At 49.5% G+C, this 16,936-nt stretch carries 18 protein-coding genes; 10 read left to right on the top strand and 8 right to left on the bottom strand.

Translation table 11 applies throughout. The features are described from left to right. The first annotated feature begins 47 nt into the window (after window positions 1–47). Window positions 48–1,229, top strand: coding sequence for an acyltransferase family protein (locus tag L1285_RS09060; RefSeq protein ID WP_235412044.1), 1,182 nt, complete (start codon window positions 48–50; stop codon window positions 1,227–1,229). Between the two features lie 50 nt (window positions 1,230–1,279). Here L1285_RS09060 and L1285_RS09055 read toward each other — a convergent pair whose 3' ends face one another. After that, window positions 1,280–3,367, bottom strand: a complete 2,088-nt coding sequence (locus tag L1285_RS09055) for a S9 family peptidase (RefSeq protein WP_235412042.1) — start codon at window positions 3,365–3,367, stop codon at window positions 1,280–1,282. A gap of 138 nt (window positions 3,368–3,505) precedes the next feature. On the opposite strand from L1285_RS09055, the gene L1285_RS09050 reads away from it, so the two are divergent. Then, on the top strand, window positions 3,506–4,021 hold the full coding sequence (locus L1285_RS09050) for a hypothetical protein (protein WP_235412041.1): 516 nt from the start codon (window positions 3,506–3,508) through the stop codon (window positions 4,019–4,021). 3 nt (window positions 4,022–4,024) lie between these two features. Beyond that, window positions 4,025–4,237 (top strand): helix-turn-helix domain-containing protein, encoded by a 213-nt coding sequence (locus L1285_RS09045; protein ID WP_046003591.1) that lies wholly within the window; start codon window positions 4,025–4,027, stop codon window positions 4,235–4,237. A gap of 50 nt (window positions 4,238–4,287) precedes the next feature. Here the strand turns inward: L1285_RS09045 and L1285_RS09040 are convergent, their stop codons facing one another. Beyond that, window positions 4,288–5,082 (bottom strand): putative porin, encoded by a 795-nt coding sequence (locus L1285_RS09040; RefSeq protein WP_235412040.1) that lies wholly within the window; start codon window positions 5,080–5,082, stop codon window positions 4,288–4,290. 207 nt (window positions 5,083–5,289) lie between these two features. Between L1285_RS09040 and L1285_RS09035 the strand changes: the two genes are divergently transcribed. The 4 genes from L1285_RS09035 (at window position 5,290) to L1285_RS09020 (ending at window position 9,862) form a co-directional block, all read left to right on the top strand. Further along, window positions 5,290–5,610 carry a hypothetical protein gene (locus L1285_RS09035; RefSeq protein ID WP_235412039.1) on the top strand — a complete coding sequence of 107 codons (321 nt, stop codon included), beginning with the start codon at window positions 5,290–5,292 and terminating at the stop codon, window positions 5,608–5,610. A gap of 148 nt (window positions 5,611–5,758) precedes the next feature. After that, window positions 5,759–7,609 carry a hypothetical protein gene (locus tag L1285_RS09030; protein WP_235412038.1) on the top strand — a complete coding sequence of 617 codons (1,851 nt, stop codon included), beginning with the start codon at window positions 5,759–5,761 and terminating at the stop codon, window positions 7,607–7,609. Continuing rightward, a complete protein-coding gene (locus L1285_RS09025) occupies window positions 7,606–9,303 on the top strand; it encodes a HEAT repeat domain-containing protein (RefSeq protein WP_235412037.1) in 1,698 nt (565 codons plus the stop codon). Before L1285_RS09030 ends, L1285_RS09025 begins: the two co-directional genes overlap by 4 nt. A gap of 175 nt (window positions 9,304–9,478) precedes the next feature. Next, window positions 9,479–9,862: a winged helix-turn-helix transcriptional regulator gene (locus L1285_RS09020; protein ID WP_235412036.1), complete on the top strand. Its 384-nt coding sequence runs from the start codon at window positions 9,479–9,481 to the stop codon at window positions 9,860–9,862. Here L1285_RS09020 and L1285_RS09015 read toward each other — a convergent pair whose 3' ends face one another. The 3 genes from L1285_RS09015 to L1285_RS09005 are packed head-to-tail and all read right to left on the bottom strand — an operon-like array spanning window position 9,863 to window position 11,063. Further along, a complete protein-coding gene (locus L1285_RS09015; protein ID WP_235412035.1) occupies window positions 9,863–10,069 on the bottom strand; it encodes a tautomerase family protein in 207 nt (68 codons plus the stop codon). It lies immediately after the preceding gene. A gap of 2 nt (window positions 10,070–10,071) precedes the next feature. Next, window positions 10,072–10,455, bottom strand: a complete 384-nt coding sequence (locus tag L1285_RS09010; protein ID WP_235412034.1) for a nuclear transport factor 2 family protein — start codon at window positions 10,453–10,455, stop codon at window positions 10,072–10,074. Then, window positions 10,455–11,063: a glutathione S-transferase family protein gene (locus tag L1285_RS09005; protein WP_235412033.1), complete on the bottom strand. Its 609-nt coding sequence runs from the start codon at window positions 11,061–11,063 to the stop codon at window positions 10,455–10,457. Before L1285_RS09005 ends, L1285_RS09010 begins: the two co-directional genes overlap by 1 nt. A 188-nt stretch (window positions 11,064–11,251) precedes the next feature. Between L1285_RS09005 and L1285_RS09000 the strand changes: the two genes are divergently transcribed. Then, window positions 11,252–12,172 carry a LysR family transcriptional regulator gene (locus tag L1285_RS09000; protein WP_235412032.1) on the top strand — a complete coding sequence of 307 codons (921 nt, stop codon included), beginning with the start codon at window positions 11,252–11,254 and terminating at the stop codon, window positions 12,170–12,172. Here the strand turns inward: L1285_RS09000 and L1285_RS08995 are convergent. Both L1285_RS08995 and L1285_RS08990 read right to left on the bottom strand, forming a co-directional pair. Then, window positions 12,139–12,846 carry a nitrilase-related carbon-nitrogen hydrolase gene (locus L1285_RS08995; protein WP_235412031.1) on the bottom strand — a complete coding sequence of 236 codons (708 nt, stop codon included), beginning with the start codon at window positions 12,844–12,846 and terminating at the stop codon, window positions 12,139–12,141. The two genes, L1285_RS09000 and L1285_RS08995, sit on opposite strands and share 34 nt — an antisense overlap. Before the next feature lie 15 nt (window positions 12,847–12,861). Continuing rightward, window positions 12,862–13,446, bottom strand: a complete 585-nt coding sequence (locus L1285_RS08990; RefSeq protein WP_235412030.1) for an alpha-ketoglutarate-dependent dioxygenase AlkB — start codon at window positions 13,444–13,446, stop codon at window positions 12,862–12,864. Window positions 13,447–13,597: 151 nt separating this feature from the next. Between L1285_RS08990 and rluA the strand changes: the two genes are divergently transcribed. Further along, window positions 13,598–14,251, top strand: a complete 654-nt coding sequence (gene rluA, locus L1285_RS08985) for a bifunctional tRNA pseudouridine(32) synthase/23S rRNA pseudouridine(746) synthase RluA (RefSeq protein ID WP_235412205.1) — start codon at window positions 13,598–13,600, stop codon at window positions 14,249–14,251. On the opposite strand, the gene L1285_RS08980 is transcribed toward rluA, so the two are convergent. Next, a complete protein-coding gene (locus L1285_RS08980) occupies window positions 14,229–15,554 on the bottom strand; it encodes a M20 metallopeptidase family protein (protein WP_209052525.1) in 1,326 nt (441 codons plus the stop codon). The genes rluA and L1285_RS08980 overlap by 23 nt on opposite strands. Before the next feature lie 171 nt (window positions 15,555–15,725). Here L1285_RS08980 and L1285_RS08975 point away from each other — a divergent pair, with 171 nt between their 5' ends. Next, entirely contained in the window at window positions 15,726–16,928 is a 1,203-nt protein-coding gene (locus L1285_RS08975; protein ID WP_235412029.1) for an HD-GYP domain-containing protein, read from the top strand. The last annotated feature ends 8 nt before the right edge of the window (window positions 16,929–16,936 follow it).

Raw genomic sequence — 16,936 nt, 5'->3', positions numbered from 1 at the left:
AATTGATGTTAATCTGTTCACAGTGGCAGTTTTTAAGGATAAACGTTATGCACACTTCTCCTCGTTTTCATTATATAGACAATCTGCGTAGCCTGGCCCTTTTACTGGGTGTGGTATTTCATGCCGCGCTGGCCTACGGACCTTACTTCTCAAACATCTGGTTTACTGCCGACTCGACAAATCACGTTGCCTTCGATTACTTTGCTATCTGGTCACACTTATTCAGAATGCCATTGTTTTTTGCTATTGCCGGATTTTGTGCTGCGCTGTTGATCAGTAAACGCGGTGGTAATGGCTTTGTGACCAACCGGCTTAAGCGAGTATTGCTGCCATTTGTGCTGTTCTACCCCTTGACCATGCTGGTGCTGTTCCATGCGCTCGGCTGGGGAGCAGACATCATGCATGAAAGCCCCGCCCTGTTTAGCGTTTTTGAGGCTGTCAAAGAGCCGGTTATCTCAACGATGCACTTATGGTTTTTGTGGAATCTGACCCAGTTCTGTTTGCTGTTCTGGCTGCTGCAAAAACACACCAGCCTGTATCAGTCGATATTAGCTATGGTGGTAAGGCCCGCTTTTTTGCTTGTCGCTTTACCCATTTTGCTTACCGTGGCCCTGTATCATCAGCTGGTGCCGTTCCCGGCGCCGGATAAGCTTTACCCACAGTTGTGGTCCTATGGCTTTTACGGTGTGTTATTTTTGATCGGTGCCGGGCTTTATCACCATCATACCCAAGTAGTGCAGTATGCCCGTTATTTTACGCCTTTGCTGATAGTGGCGTGCCTGTCGTTAGTGCCTTATTTTTATCTGATGCCACTCCCGCCTTCTTTAGACGCAGTGATCCGAGCGGCCAACACCGGCGTCACAACCCCCGATCACATCGATATTTACGTTGTTATCGCTCAGTCGATTGCGATTGTCAGCTGGACCGGGGTTGCCTTTTTAGCAGGCTATAAGTGGCTCAATCGATTCAGCCAACTGAACAAATATATATCGGATGCTTCTTACTGGATCTACCTCATCCATGTACCGGTATTAATGTATATCCAGTTCCCGCTGAGCAATACGGCCCTGTCGCCCTGGCTTAAAGTGCTCATTGCCATCTCTGCGACCATGGCACTGGGCCTGGTGAGCTACCAGCTGCTGGTCAGGCACACCTGGCTGGGGGTCTTATTGAATGGTAAAAAAGTCAAAACTGCGGCCGTTCAACATCAGACAACCACAGCATCATAGCAGTAAATAAGAAAGCAGCACGGTATATCCACCGTGCTGCTTTTTATCACTTAGAGTTTATCCAGATTAACACGTAAAGTCTCTAGATGTGCTGTGATAGCCGGGTCAACCTGCTTCGATGCGCTGCCCCCCAGGTGCTTGGCAAAGAACTGCTCCATCGCCACAATCGAGGCCAGTTTATTATCTGGTTTCAAGAAACCATGTCCTTCATCCTTTGCCAGAAGATAGTCAAGAGGATGATTTTTGGCAGCCAGAGCTCGGGCAATATTGTCCGACTCACTCTGTGTCACGCGGGGGTCGTTTGCCCCTTGCAGCAGCATCAAAGGTGCCTTGATTTGGTCCACAAAGTTAATCGGTGAGCGTGCGTGCATATCGACTCTGTCCTGCGCCACTTCAGGATCTCCCACTGACATATACCAGGTACCCAGATAAGGGCGGAAATGCGCAGGGAAAGACTCCATCAAAGTGATCAAGCTGGACGGGCCACAATAAGAAACCACCGCTTTATACACATCCGGGGTAAAGGTTGCACCAGCCAGTGCTGCATAGCCGCCATAAGAGCCCCCCATAATACCAACGCGCTGTTTATCAGCAATGCCCTGCTCGACCAAATAGTTGACGCCATCAGTCAGGTCCTGTTGCATTGTGCCTGTGCCCCAGTTTTTCTCGGCCAGCTGAACAAAGCGCTTGCCAAACCCGAGTGAGCCGCGAAAGTTAGGTTGTAATACGGCATAACCACGGTTAGCAAAATAGTGGGCTACGGGCACAAAGTAATCGCTGCTGTAACCCCAGTGATCGCGTACCCAGGGCCCACCATGCGGCAGTACTATGGTTGGCAAATTCTTTTTAACATGTTTGGGCAAAGTCAGATAAGCCTGAATTTCAACGCCATCAGAGGCCGTATAGGTAATCGACTTTCTGTCTCCCAGCAGTGCAGGGTCAAACTCAGGTACGTCATTGAGCATCCCTGTCAGGGTGTTCTGAGCCGGCGAATAGGTATACTTCTCATCCGGTCTGTCTGCATAGGACACAGTCACCATCCACTGCCCTTCTTTATTCACTTCTTCCACTTTAATTTCAACGTCTTCAGTGAAGTAGCTTTCAATGTGCGCCAATGCCTTGGCCGCCTCGTCTGTCATAGCGTAATTACGCAGTCTCCCTCCGTAATAGGACGCTATCAGAAGCTGCCCTTGCCCATCGAATACCACATGATGAAGATCAGACTCTCCCAATGGATCCCTGTGCTCAGTCACAATCGTTTTGTCTGTCAGATTGATCCGCAGCAGCTCCAGCTTATCTCGCCCCTCAATACTGGCCGCGATGTAGGCCGTATTGGTCGCTTCATCAAAGCTGATAATATCCAGAAATTCAGCACTTTGTGTTCTCAGCACGCTTTGCCACGCCTTTCCGTCAAACTGATACAAGCTGCGGGAATTATCGTCATTCATGCCTACGCCAAGGATAACCGTGCCTGTGCTGTTAAGGTGAGCATCATTCAGGTTGAGGTCATTGATCTGAGTCCGCTCAAGGTGACCTGTGTCCATCGCCAGATGGAAGAAGTCCTTGCGCGCTGCAACAAGGTGGTTTGCTGCCACGACCAATGTACTGGCATCGTGCTGCGACTGCTCCAGCAATTTGTAATCCACCTTGTCATTATGTGTTAGGCGGGTCATTGCACTGCTTGCCGGGTTTTGGCTGTTTAACGCTAGTTTATATAGCTGGCGATTCTCATTGCCGTGATGGTCTTTGCTAAAAATGATCTCATTTTTGCGTGCTGACCAGATAAAGCTGTCAACTGAATCCGTCAGGGTCGTTACAGCAATAGGCGTTGCATCCGGCGTATCGGCTGCAACTAAAAACAAATTGTGTGCGCCATTGTGCATTTTCAAGAACGCAATCCATTTGCCATCGGGAGAGAGTGTTACTGCACTTTTATCGCTACCGCCGAACAAGCTTGCGACATCGACAAAAGCCGGAGCCTGAACCAATGCGCTTTGCTGCATAGCGGGTTGCGCACCCGCTTGTACACCCTGTTGTGCAGTGCTTTGCGCACACCCCGACAGCATAGCTGTGCTAAGAATAGCACTTAAGGCAACACTTACTTTCAGTCTGGTTAATTGTTTTTTATTCTTCATCATGTCACTCCTTCCATTTGTTGAGAACATCATTACACGAACTTTTATTATTGTAAAACGATAATTTATTTTATTTTTACAGAAATTAGTTTCTGTGTGATATGATTGGTATCAATAACAACATCGAAAGAAGAGAGCTTTATGGTCAAATCGACAGACAAAATTCAGCGCTGGTGCGGCACCTTTCGTGCAGCGGTATTGGGGATCAGTGGCATCGTATTTTCGTTTCTCGCATATCAGCTGGCTATCAATGGACAGGTGCGCTATGTCGAAGGCGAATCATTTGATTTACTTTGGCAAAGTGAACAGGCAAGCAATGGCGTGTTGTTTGGTCTGAGTGTGCCATTGCTGGCGGGCATGCTATTGAATGTGTACTGGATCATTCGGCTCCTGAAACTCTTTAGCAACGGGCAGTTTTTCCATCACAGCTGTTATATCTGCTATCAGGGCTTTATCTGGACCAAAATTGCCTTGGTACTCTATTCGTCTGGCCTGACTTTTTCACTGGATTATTGGTATCACACGCTCTACCACTCCAATCAGGTGGTACTGAAAATCCCCTTTGGTGAACTTATGACGCTCGGACTATTTGCTGTGGTGGCCTACCTGCTAAAAGCAGCAAAAGAGATAGAAGATGAAAACAAGGAGTTTATTTAAGCCATGGAAATTGTTGTCAACTTAGATGTGGTGATGGCAATGCGCAAAGTGTCATCCAAAGAACTCGCCAAAGCCATTGGGATCACCGAAGCCAACTTGTCTTTGCTAAAACGCGGTAAGGTGAAAGGGGTGCGCTTTGAAACGCTGGCACAGATCTGCCACTACTTAGATTGTCAGCCCGGAGATCTGCTGGCCTTTAAACCAGATGGAGAGTAAAAACATAGGGTTGCAAGATGCACTGCAACCCTAAATTTCACACAGGTAAGTTAGAACTGAGCCACAAACTGCAAGCTGGTTTCTTCACCGGCATCACGATCTATGTATTGCGCTCTTAGGTAGTAGCTGTCGTTAAAGAAGTACTTACCTTCCAGTGCTAAATCAGAGTCATAAGAGCCCACGCCCACGGCAATGTTGCGGTTAAAGTAGAAGTTAACCAGAGCATTGTTATACGAGAAATCAGTGGAACCTAAATCGACCTCATGGTGGGATACATCAACGCTGATGTAGCGCTCTGCGTCCAGGTGCATAAAGTAGCGGCCAGATACCGTGTAGTTGTCCATTTCATCATCGGTATCAATTGTGACACCTAAATAGTCGGTGTCATTGAGCTGATGATTATACTCGGCTTTTAACCAGGTGCTGTCGGCACCCAGATCAAATTCATTGCGACGAACACTGAGCTTCAGCTTGTCGTTATACAGATAGCCTACCCCGTAAGTATAATGGTCGTCTATTTCACCCAGGTCACTAACCTGACCAACCACGAATACTTCTTTGCTAAAGTATCCCTCACCGGCGAAAGAAAAGCGGTTCGTAAACTCATCGTTGTAGTAGCGCAGGCCAACATTGCTGTCGGTATCCAGGTAACCATAGTCATCCCAAACACCTGAACTCTGCTGTGGTGCAAAGAAATATCGGCTGCTCAGCATCAACGCATCGTTATCAAAAGTGCGATCCTGTTCGGTATAGGTTGCACTGTTAAACCATTGCTTGGTTTCAGTAGCGTGAGCGGATGTGGCACTAACAACGGCGAGTGCCGCAAGTGTGAGTAGCTTTTTCATAAAAACCCTTTATTTCCATATAGTAAAGCGGTAATGCTCACCACCTTAGTGAGCGCGGCGGATGGTATAAGAACGAAACTGAACGCGCAATGACTTTTATAGAAATCAGCCTGATAAAACCACCTAAAATCAAAACCGATGCACCATTGATAATTACATCAAAAAAGTACAATCATCTTTTATTCACACTTATTTAAAGGATTATTTATGTTAAAGAAAGCAATTGCCTTTGCGTTAGCCCTGACAATGTTCAACGCAATGGCGGGCATGACGAATCACAATGGCGAGATTGCAAATATGAGGACCTGGGTATCAGGTTCGGACACATATGGTGCCTGGGTGAGTCTGAAAAACAACCCTAGTATTTGCCCTGGCGGCTTTTTCCTGCCCCATACTTCAGACAATAAACAGCTGGTATATAGCACACTGCTCGCAGCACACCTTTCTGGTAAAGCCATTATGATCCAGACGGCAGATAGCGCCCACAAAATTGGCAATCGCTGCCGCATTAACTACGTCATGCTTTAACAGCACTGCTCCCAGGTGCCTATCGCGATTTAAGCTAGGCACCTCATACTTCCCGACTAGCTGAGTAAAGTAATCCCGTCCAAACTCATTATTCCTCCATATTTTTGCGATATACTCAATATTGGGTAAGAATAGAGTAGGAAATACAATGCGCCATTTTACACGTGCCATGTTAGCCGGTGCGATGCTAACCATGCTGTCTGGTTGTCAGCTAGGCAGTAACGACGAAGTACAAAGCAATATTGCCATCACCAAAGTCTCCACAGGTCCGCTTGAAACACTAGAGCCAAATACCGCTGTGAAGGTTTACTATGAGGTCGACATCCTCGGCTTTAAAGACATTGATGTTGATGTACACTTTTATATGGTTCATGCCGCCGAGCTGGATACCAGCACTGGTGAAGAGACAGAAATTGAAGAAGTACACAAAGTGGGCGCATTGGAGCTGACTCAGGTCAGTGAAGGCAGCCACAGCTTTGAAACCGAGATCACCATTCCGGATACCCTGCTGGGTGGCCACTATCACTTAATCGCACAGATTGACCCTCATGATGACCATGTGGAAGACGTCGAAGAAGACAACCATCCATCGGTTGATCATGCGCCTTTTGCTGATGGCGAATTTCCATTTGCAGACGTACATGTCCGTGTCTTAGAAAGCCATGATTACAAACTGCTGGATGCACAGTTTGGTCAGCAGGCTTTGATCCTGGATGTGCCTGACAATACCGATGGCACCAGTGACCATCATTCCGACTTAGTTGGCTACCTGAGCGCGGATTACGAAGGTTCGAACCTGGGTAGTACCGCTATCACAGCAGAAGTGTTGGTAAACGGCAACTGGCAAGCAACCCATTTCTGGAATGCCGAAAATACCGCGTACGAGGCGCAACTCACCCATAACTTTACTGCCGGCTTGCACGATGAGCACATTGGTTTTGACATTGCCCTGGATGACGCCCTGCTTCGCCAGATTTATCAGGGTTATGACGCAACTGTGGGGCAGTCTTTGCAAGTTCGTTTTACCTTAACGGATCTGGCGCAAAATGCAGAAACCATCACAGACAACAATGTGATCGAAACTGAGATCCCTTTGTACTTCTTTACTGGTGAGAGCACAGATACAGAGCAAAGCCTGGCGAAGCGTGATGCTCAGTATTCAGTGGGTCTGGCGAATATCAAGCTTGAGAAAGAATTTGATAAATCCTACGGTAACAAGTCTAAGTTCAGTGTTGGCGTTGATTTAAGCGGCCAGCTGTTTATTGTGCCGACCGGCGATCCGGGCGGGCGCATTGCAGGTGAAGGCGTGGTCGAGGCATACTTCTTCAACGCACAAAACACCCTGTTCAGTATTTCCTACGATGGCAGCGCTTATATCAGTGGCCAAAACACCGGCTACGCGTCTGAAATGATCATCTTTAATAACGTTGCGTTTGAAGATGAGAAATACACCACTAAGTACGAAAAGTCCTGGGAAAAGTCCTGGGAAGAAGAAAAAGTACTGGCACAGGCCCGCTTTACCATAGGTCCGGTGCCTATGAGTGTTGAAGCCGGTGTTACCGGTAACCTGGGTTTTGAGCTGACAGTCGGCTACAACGCAGAACTTTATGCTGAAGGTGACTTGTTCCATGTCGACTTTGGCGCCTTCGGTCGTGGCGGTGTGAACCTGGGCCTGGTCTCAGCCGGTATCCAGGCGATTTTGACCTTAATCGACAACACTTTTGCCATGGAGTCCAATGCAGGCTTTGCTCTGGTCTCAACTGGTAACAAAGCACCGCACATTTATTATGGTATTGAACTGAAGAACGACCTGGATGTGATCTCAGGTAAATTTGGTTTATACGCCGAAACCATTGGCGTAAAGTGGTGTAAAAAGTGGGGGATCCCTTACCCGTGTGGTAAGAAAACTCACCGTTACGACCTGTGGCTATACCAAACGCCAAGCGTGTATAACAAATCCTGGACTTTATATTCCAAAGAGGACGAAATCGAACTATGACCTTGTGTCGATTGACTCTGCTTGCAGCGCCCTGGGTGGCGCTGACAAGCGCTCAGGTAATGGCTGGCACACTCTGCCAGCCACAATACCAGTTTGATATCCAAACCCAGACTTCCTTTGATTACATTAAGCTGCAAAGTGCCCCGCAAATGTCGACTGTGCACTTGCAGGGCAAACTGTCGCTTAAAGCCGCGAAAAAAGGCGACGAGAAAAACTGGTGGGCTATCAAGGCCGATCAGGTTGCTGCCGTTCAGGGTAAAACGCGTATTCCGCTGCCCAGTTATGAACATGCTTTTGCCTTTAAATTAACGGACAAGGGGCTTATCAGCGACTTCTACTTTGCCACTGAGCTGGATCAGCAGATCCAGGACAAGCTCAAAGGGCTGGCTTATTACATGCAATATCAACGTGATATCAGTCAGGTAAGTAAAGAGCCCGATACGCTTGGACAATACCAGCCGGCATACCAGCAAGCCGATAAGCAACTAAAAATGGTCAAACAACACTACAGCGACTTTGACCGCACTGTGCTGAGCACCTTTAATCGCATTGAGGTGCTCGATTCAGACCACCTGATCACCCCGGATAGCTGTTTTTTAGCACACCGTGAAGGCAATGAAGCGCTGGCGCTGAGCGGGACCGACCTGCGTTTTGGCTCCCGGCAAAACTATACGCTGACACGTGTTGCCCAGACTTTTAACACCCCCTTATACGAGCTGGACGACGACCTGACACGCTGGCAGCGCACCCAGGTTGAACTCAGTGAAGCCGAAAAAGCGCGCCTTGCCGCCGAGTTACAACAGCTGATCACAGGCCAGGACATCACCCAAATCGATGCTCATACCCTGTCGATTTTGCTAAAAAAATACGATGCTGTGATTGGCACCCTGGGCCCATTAATGCTCTCTGGTACGCTGAACGACAAAGCTCAGATGCGGCTGTTTAATGCACTCGGGCAGCTGGACTCAGCAACCAGCCAGCATTTACTCAGCAGTCTGTTGCAAGCCGAGAAGCAACCACTCACTCAGTTCCGTGCACTGCGTGCTCTGACCCAGGGCAATGCGCCGCTGTCACAGCAAGCCACGGATATGCTGCTGGAGATGCTGGTCAATGGGTTTAGCACGTTAGATGCGGAAGTTGAATCCAGTTTCTACATGACACTGGGCATTTTACTCAACAATCGCGACACCTCTGCTACTTCCGCGCAAATTAGCCAGGCTATCACAGAGCAGATAGCGCTTGGCGAGAGCGAAGGAAAAACCGCCAATCTGCTGAGCGCATTGGGGAACAGTCGCGACCCGCAGCATGAGCCATTGCTCGCAGCTCACCTGTCTGACAACAGCGCCCGTATTGAGAAAGCTTCTATCCGTGCGCTGGGCATGATGAAAACCGACACGGCCTATCAAAACCTGGAACAGCACTTCTTCAAGTCGCCTGAGCGGAATAAAAAAGCGCTGCTCAGTGCCCTGGGGAATTATCAGATGAGTGCGAAAACCAGTGATACCGTGCTGAATATGGCGGTTAGTGATCAGGACGACGCCGTTCGCCTGGCCGCTATCAAAGCCTTAGCGACTCAACAGCAAAAAGACGGTATAAAACCTATACTGCGTCAGGCTCTGCAAAACGAAACCTCACGGCGTAATTTTAAGGCCATCATAAAACTGCTACACAGCAAAGAAGAAAAGGCACAATAGCGCCTCAGATTGATAATAAACCCCACTTTTTAAAGTGGGGTTTATTTTTTCAGTCGTCAGATGGTATTTCTCCGGCGCTATTTGTCTTCATTCAAGGCTTCCACCTCTTCAGTTACTTATATATATTTAAGCACTAAAATAAGTATAGCAACCTATAAAGTCAGGAAATAATCCTATGAGTCACACAAGCCCCGCCCGCCGGGTCTTTGAGCAAAACGAGCGCTGTCCGATCCGCAATGTGGTCGCCCAGATAGGCGACAAATGGTCAATTTTAATTCTGTTTGCACTGGTCGATGGCCCGGATCGTTTCAACGCCCTGAAGTCACGGATCAAGGGCATATCACAGCGGATGCTGACACAGACCTTGCGCGATATGGAGCGCGATGGCTATGTTAAGCGCACGGTTTATGCTGAGGTTCCCGTTAAGGTCGAATATGAGCTCACTGAGCTGGGACGCGGGCTTGCCAAATCCGCCTGGCAACTGGTCTTGTGGGCCGACGATCACTTCGATGAAATAAGCGCCGCCCGTACTCGGTATGACGAGGCCAATAAGCAGTAATTATTGTGCTTGTCGTAGCCTGAGCGCCGTGACCTGTTCAAAGCCAACCCCCCAGTTGTCAGTTGGGACTTCGTCAATGACCACAAAGGTCGTCTGTGGATTTTTACCCAGTACATCAACCATCAGCTGGGTGGCGCCTTTGATCAGTGATTGCTTCTGCGCGTTGGTCACACCCTCATCGGTGATTTGAATATGGATATAAGGCATAGCTACTCCTGATCTGTGTGTGGTAAATTCGCATACATTTTGTTGACTATCCGCCACTGCCCCTGCTCTTTCAGCAGGCCCAGAAAGTCGATATAGTGATGTTCAAATAGCGGGCATAACACCTTGACCATAGCCTGCTGCCCAAGCAAGTCTATCGCCAGTATCTGATAGACAAATTCATCGCCGTTTTCTGCCGGTGACGTGCGGTCGCTGACCAGTTTCAGCCATTCATCCCGGGTGCGCCTCAAACCCGGGGCTTTGAGCCAGCAGTCGGGGTGAAACAGGTTTCTTAATGTCTCACTATCGCCCTCATGTAGCCCTATAAAGTAACACTGCATCATGGCCCGGATCTCGCTCAGATCCCTTTTCATCTCTACGTGATCCATTATGCCCCCTGCGCCTGTTCAGCCTGTAAGGCTGCAACAAAACCTGGCATGCAAGTAACCGCTTCAATCATGCGCGTAGTGCGAGGGAGAATTACAATGTCGACAGGAAAGATGGCTCCCCAGCGCGAATAAACAGCCAGCAAAATATCGGCGACACAGGCATGCTGGCCACCCAGAAATGGCTGTGATTGCAACTGAGATTCAACCTGCTCCCATAACTGATTGATCACCTTTGCGGCCGCCTCAAATAACTGCTGACGCACTGGCCCCTCTTCTGTAGCGTGCACAACAAAAAACAATTTGGAGTAGGCTGGGTGCATGGTGGCATTGGCGAACAGCAAGCGCTCCACTGCACGGCGGCGAGCGGGCCCCAGCTCTGTGGGAAACAAACGACTGGGGTGCTTGCTGGTAAGATGAAGCATAATCGCAGCCCCCTCAACCAGCTTTTCGGCGCCATCTATCAATACAGGTACCTTTAGCCCAGGGTTCACGGCGGAGAAATCTCTGAGACTGTCGGCGCGGATAAGCGTCACATCCTGCCTAAGCTCACGCAATACGGTGTGTACGGCCAGTGAGCAGGCTTCTTGCTTGTAGTATAAGGTGTACATAGTCATAGTCCTTCTTGTTGTGTAATACAGATGAATTCAGCGTTCCTCAGCTGCGGATATGTTCAACCCTGTTAGTCTATGACTTGTGCTTTGTTTGATATATAACTACAAAAGAAACCAAGTGTTCACACACAAGAAACAGTATATCCTTGATTTGATATGCTCCACTGCACCAAAGGATAATTTAAATGAACAAGCTACGTGCCATTGAACTCTTTGTGAAATTGGCGGAGGTTGGCAGCTTTACTCGGGTTGCTGAACAGTTCAACACATCAAAATCGATGATCAGCAAAGAGATTAGCCGCCTTGAGGATCAACTTGGTGCGCGCTTGCTCCATCGCACCACCCGCCATCTCCAGCTGACCCAAGTCGGTGAGGGCTACTTACAACGTGCCAGAGATATTCTCAGTAAACTGGAAGAAGCGGATTCCTTTGTTCTGTCAACGCAGCAGGCGCCCAAAGGCAAGTTAAAAATTAATTTACCTATGGTGCTGGGGATCACAGATTTGGGGAAAGTGTTTGCAGACTTTATGCAAGCCTACCCGAATATAGAACTCGACATTCATCTTGGTGATGAAGATATAGACCTGGTTGAGCAAGGGTTTGATCTGGGTCTGCGCGCCACCAGCCGACCCATCGACAGTAATTACATTGGACGTGAAATAACCCGTTTTGACTATCATATTTGCGCCAGCCCCCAATACCTGGCAACCAACCCAGCCATTGACCACCCGCGGGATTTAGCTCAGCATAACTGCTTTGAATACCGCTACTTTAAAGGAAAAAATATCTGGCCTTTGGCTGAAGGAGTGAAGATTTCGGGCACACTAAAAGCGAACAACGTCCTGTTTATGCTGGAGTCCATTAAAGCTGGATTGGGTATTGGTATCTTACCTGAATTTGCCTGCCGACAAGCAATGGCGAATAAAGAGGTAGTCAGTATTCTGCCAGACAGTAAGAAGCCACAACTCACCCTGCTGGCACTCTATCCTGCCCGCCATCACGTTCCGGCCAGCGTATTGCAATGCATTCAGTTTTTACAGCACTGGTTTAAACATAATTATCCAGAACCTGATCAAAACGCCAGTTCAATCACCCGCAATTGCTGAGACTCGTCTCCCTGCACCAGGACTTTGCCTTGCGGGTCAACAATCAGGCTGTTGCCAATAAAGCGTACTCCCGTATTACAGTCGTGATCCATACCCAAACGGTTGGCTGCGATCACATACACGCCGTAGTCTTTGGCCGCCTTTTTGATCACAGCCAGGCTGTCTTCTCCGCAAAAGTTCGACGGATTCAGGATGATCTGCACGCCCTGCTCTTTGAGGCTGGCCAGGCCATCTTCAAACCAGATGTCGTAACACAACAGGACACCTATTTTGACCCCCTGGACGTCATACACGCAGAAGTCCTTACCAGGCACAAATCGTAACTGATCTGTCGGTGCGAGGTGCACTTTGCGATGCACCCCGAGCAGACCATCTGGGCCTGCAAGCAAGGTACTGTTATAGAGCTGCCCCTCATAGCATTCGGCCAGCCCGGCAACAATACATGCCGACTTTTCCCGGGCCAGGGTTTGCAGCAGCTGTGAAGATGGCCCATGATACAGGTCTTCGGCCAATTCACTGACCTGATGGCGGTCGAAGAAAATACTCCCCGTGGTGCACAGCTCAGGTAGCAGCATCAGGTCAAACTCATGACTTGTCAGCGCAGCTCTTATTGCCTCACGGTTTTGCTGAGGCTCGGCGAACGCGACGTCAAACTGAAAAAAACCTATTTTCATCATATTCCTTACAGGCTAGTACGGACCAAACTGACGAAAAGTCAGGTTAAAACGGGGGCCGGCTCCGGGTGCCCTTGGCACCGCATGCTGATACTGTGTCTGAAAACCACTGCCCATGATAAACAAGGAGCCGTTTTCCAGCTCAATTGAGTGTAGATCCTGATGATCCGCCTGGCTACGGACCTGAAAAGTCCGTTTTGCGCCTATGCTCAAAGAAGGAATGACATTGGTAGAACCAAACGCTGGTAAATCACAGTGAAAATCCATCCATTCTTCTCCGTCAGGATAATACAGGCATACACACACAGGAAAAACTAACCCAGTCTGCTCTGTCAGGCGCTGGTGGATCTGCTCAATTAATGCAAACCAGGGTTGTTGCCTGCCGTGAAAAAGGCCGAACTGGCCAGATTGGGCAAGTGCAGGCTCTAACAGATTAACTTTCCAGGGCCGAATAGCAGCCTTTGAGCCGTCCCCCATGGTTATGGTTTCAGGTTGTGACAGGTCAAAGTGGTCTGTCAGCCACTGAAACAAAGCCTGGCTTTCTTCCTGAGTTAAAAAATTGGGGTCGTAGCTGTATTCGCAGTGTAATGGTAGCTTCATACTTGATTCCTTTACGCGCTTAGGTTTTGCACTTTCCCGTATCTTCTGACGGGTGTCAATAACAGGACATTACGTGTATTGTGATTGGCCTTTTCGCCAGACGCTAGGTAAAATGTTGGCCCTTGAAGTCGATGCCAGTTGCAGGTTATTTGTGTTAGTCAATTACGCTCCCCCCACCGATCCTTATCTTGATATTCTCTATCAGGACGACCATATGCTGGTGTTAAACAAACCCAGTGGCTTGCTGAGCGTGCCGGGTAAAGATCCAAAGCACTGGGACAGCGTGATCAGCCGGGTTAATCTGGTATATCCCAACGCAAAGATAGTCCATCGTCTGGATATGGCCACATCTGGGGTGCTGTGTCTGGCAATGCACAAGGCAGCACATCGCTTTCTCAGCATTCAGTTTCAGGACCGCCTGACCGCCAAACGCTATATTGCCCGGGTTCATGGCAGACTAGCTCAGTCCAGTGGCTCGGTAGACCTGCCCCTGATCTGCGACTGGCCAAACCGCCCAAAACAAATGGTCTGTCACGAGAGTGGCAAGCCTTCGCTGACGCATTTTGAAGTGTTATCCCACGAGACACACGCCACCCGGGTTAAATTAACGCCCATCACCGGACGCTCACATCAGCTGCGTGTACACATGCTGTCTCTGGGTCATCCCATTTTGGGCGACCGGCTTTATGCGCAGGGCGAGGCACTGGCGGCGGCGTCCCGGCTGCAATTGCATGCCGAGATGCTGCAGATCTGTCACCCAATATCAGAGCAAATGATGACCTTTACAGCGCCGGTGCCGTTTTAAACAAGTCCAGCGCGCTGGCTGTCATCGCGCGCACACCGGTTTTGATGGTCAGCGGATAATCTGGCGCAAACTTGCTTGAATGCAGCGATGGCAAAGGCTCACCCGAAAACTGGGCCTGGCGATAGGCGTCTGGCTCAACGCCACCCAGCCAGAAGATGGTGGCCGGGATATTTTCCGGTGTGCGACCGTACAAACCAAAGTCTTCCCCTGCCATCACAGGCTCTGCTTTTACAACCTGTTCATCGCCCAGCTCGGCACGAATGCTTTTTTCTACCCGCACAGCCAGCTCAGGCGTATTGTAGGTTGACGGAATGCTCTCTTCTTCATGCACATACACGATGGGAGCCAGTTCCGGCGGTAACCCTGCACTTTGTGCAATCCCCTTGGTCATGCGCTCCAGCGCGGCAATTTGCTGTTCACGCACTGCGGGGTCGTAAGAGCGCAGTGTCAGCTGAAGCTTCACTTCATTAGAAATGATGTTGTGTTTCGAGCCGCCGTGAATGGACCCCACCGTGATCACCGAGGGCTTCAGTGGTGAGATCTCCCGGCTGGTAATGGTTTGCGCCGCAAGTACAATGCGTGATGCCAGCACCACAGGGTCTACCGTGGTATGAGGATAGGCACCGTGACCGCCTTTGCCGCGCACTATGATGTCTACCGAGTCAACATTGGCCAGCGCATAGCCCGGAGCAATGGCCACCTGACCGGCTGGCAAAGAGGCACTGACATGCAATCCAAGTACATGATCGGGTTTAGCAAAGCGGCTGAACAGCCCTTCTTTGAGCATGGCTTTGGCGCCCGCGCCCACTTCTTCTGCCGGTTGCGCCACCATCATTAATGTGCCCTGCCACTGATCGCGATTATTAGCCAGCTGCTGGGCGGTGCCGATAAAACTGGTCATGTGAATGTCATGGCCACAGCCATGCATCACCCCGACTTCATTATTGCTGGCATCTTTCACCCGCACTTTGGAAGCATAGGGTTTGCCGGTTTGCTCAACAATCGGCAGACCATCGGTATCGGCGCGGATCATCACCGTTGGCCCCTCGCCGTTGCGCAGCAGTGCTACCACACCATGGCCGCCAATCTGCTCAGTGACCTCAAAGCCCAGTTGTTTAAGCTCAGACGCCAGCCGCTTGGCCGTTTGCGCTTCCTGATAAGAAAGTTCGGGATTCTGATGCAAGTGTAAATAGAGTGCTTCAAGCTCAGGTAAAGCCCGCGCAACTTCGGTATCCAGTTGATAAGCCAGCGCGCCATGGCTTGCCAGCACCAGTGATAATGCAGATAGTAGTGTTTTCATCATTGTTATTCTTAGTGTTTTTAAGGGATAACCAGCTTGCGAAGAATTGCTATAAAATGCAACCTCTTTGCGTTATCGCGGAGGTAGTACAACGGATAAACATAGCGGATTATTCCTTTCTTTCTGCTTAAGCTTTGCTAAGCTTAAAGTCTGAACCACTATCTTATAGCGTCCGTGAAAACGATAATAATCAATGAGTTAAAACCAGGCATGTTCGTTGTGGGTGTAACCCGCCAAGAAGGCCATGTGCGCGTCAAAAGCCAGGGTTGGGTACGTACGCAGGGCGCCATTGAGGCTTTGCACAAAGCCGGCGTGCTGGAAGTCGAAATCGATCCGGACAAAGCCTTGCAAGCCAAGCAGCAAACACCACCCGAGCACTGCGAAGCAGCCCACAAAGACAGCGTCACAGTACACGACCCCTGGCACAAAACCACCAGTGTTGACGCCGAGCTGGACCTGGCCACCACCCTGTATGAAGAGGCCAAGGGGATTCAGGAAAAAGCCTTTGCGGATGTCAAAGCGGGTAAGGCCATCGCCGTCGAAGAGTTTAAACAAACGGCGTCCGGGTTCATTGATTCGATATTTCGTAATCAGGATGCCCTGGCCTGCATTGCCCGGATCCGCGAAAAAGACAGCTACTTACTCGAGCACTCTTTAAACGTCTCAATTTTAATGAGTATTTTCGCCAAACACCTTGGCCTGGAGCGCAATATTATAGAGCAGCTGGCCACCGGCGCGCTGTTACACGATATAGGCAAAATTCAAATCTCCAACGAGCTCCTCAATAAGCCCGGAAAGCTCAGTGACGATGAATATAATTTAATGAAGGATCACGCCAAATACAGCTATGACATTGTTGCCCAAAGCGGGCTCGGACAGATAGCTACCGAAATTGCCGGGTTTCACCATGAACGACTGGATGGCAGCGGCTATCCGTTTGGCAAAAAAGCCGACGAGCTGTCTCAGTATGTTCGCATGGCGGCCATTGTGGATGTGTATGATGCACTAACCGCCGAGCGGGTGTATAAGGCCGGCCTGACCCCAATCCGTGCCTTTCGTATTTTAAAAGAAGGCACGCCTAGTCATTATGATGCAGAGCTGCTGGCACACTTTATCAACTGCATTGGGGTCTACCCGGTGGGCACCTTGGTGAAACTCAAAAGTGAACGCATTGGTATTGTCGCATCAAGTAACCCAAAAGAGCCACTCAAGCCGGTGGTGAAGGTGTTTTATCACGCCAAAAACATGCTGTACACCGAGGTAAAAGACATCGACCTGGCCGACAAGCGTGTGACCGATGAGCTGGAAGCGGCGATAAAACCGGAAGAGTTCAGCATTGACCTGATCCGTTTTTTCCGCCACACCATGATGCCTTAAAAGGCGTT

The organism is Pseudoalteromonas sp. DL2-H2.2 (assembly GCF_021532535.1).
Taxonomy (GTDB): domain Bacteria; phylum Pseudomonadota; class Gammaproteobacteria; order Enterobacterales; family Alteromonadaceae; genus Pseudoalteromonas; species Pseudoalteromonas rubra_A.
Note: the sequence above shows the minus strand (reverse complement) of the source record. Positions and strands in the feature narration are given on the sequence as shown.

Bases quoted from the DNA above. Each gene is read 5' to 3' on its own strand.
- L1285_RS09035 (WP_235412039.1), top strand. From the start codon at position 5,290: ATGTTAAAGAAAGCAATTGCCTTTGCGTTAGCCCTGACAATGTTCAAC.
- L1285_RS08980 (WP_209052525.1), bottom strand. From the start codon at position 15,554: ATGATGAAAACACTACTATCTGCATTATCACTGGTGCTGGCAAGCCAT.
- L1285_RS09030 (WP_235412038.1), top strand. From the start codon at position 5,759: ATGCGCCATTTTACACGTGCCATGTTAGCCGGTGCGATGCTAACCATG.
- L1285_RS09015 (WP_235412035.1), bottom strand. From the start codon at position 10,069: ATGCCTTATATCCATATTCAAATCACCGATGAGGGTGTGACCAACGCG.
- L1285_RS09060 (WP_235412044.1), top strand. From the start codon at position 48: ATGCACACTTCTCCTCGTTTTCATTATATAGACAATCTGCGTAGCCTG.
- L1285_RS08995 (WP_235412031.1), bottom strand. From the start codon at position 12,846: ATGAAAATAGGTTTTTTTCAGTTTGACGTCGCGTTCGCCGAGCCTCAG.
- L1285_RS09000 (WP_235412032.1), top strand. From the start codon at position 11,252: ATGAACAAGCTACGTGCCATTGAACTCTTTGTGAAATTGGCGGAGGTT.
- L1285_RS09050 (WP_235412041.1), top strand. From the start codon at position 3,506: ATGGTCAAATCGACAGACAAAATTCAGCGCTGGTGCGGCACCTTTCGT.
- L1285_RS09045 (WP_046003591.1), top strand. From the start codon at position 4,025: ATGGAAATTGTTGTCAACTTAGATGTGGTGATGGCAATGCGCAAAGTG.
- L1285_RS09040 (WP_235412040.1), bottom strand. From the start codon at position 5,082: ATGAAAAAGCTACTCACACTTGCGGCACTCGCCGTTGTTAGTGCCACA.
- L1285_RS09055 (WP_235412042.1), bottom strand. From the start codon at position 3,367: ATGATGAAGAATAAAAAACAATTAACCAGACTGAAAGTAAGTGTTGCC.
- L1285_RS09005 (WP_235412033.1), bottom strand. From the start codon at position 11,063: ATGTACACCTTATACTACAAGCAAGAAGCCTGCTCACTGGCCGTACAC.
- L1285_RS09025 (WP_235412037.1), top strand. From the start codon at position 7,606: ATGACCTTGTGTCGATTGACTCTGCTTGCAGCGCCCTGGGTGGCGCTG.
- L1285_RS09010 (WP_235412034.1), bottom strand. From the start codon at position 10,455: ATGGATCACGTAGAGATGAAAAGGGATCTGAGCGAGATCCGGGCCATG.
- L1285_RS09020 (WP_235412036.1), top strand. From the start codon at position 9,479: ATGAGTCACACAAGCCCCGCCCGCCGGGTCTTTGAGCAAAACGAGCGC.
- L1285_RS08990 (WP_235412030.1), bottom strand. From the start codon at position 13,446: ATGAAGCTACCATTACACTGCGAATACAGCTACGACCCCAATTTTTTA.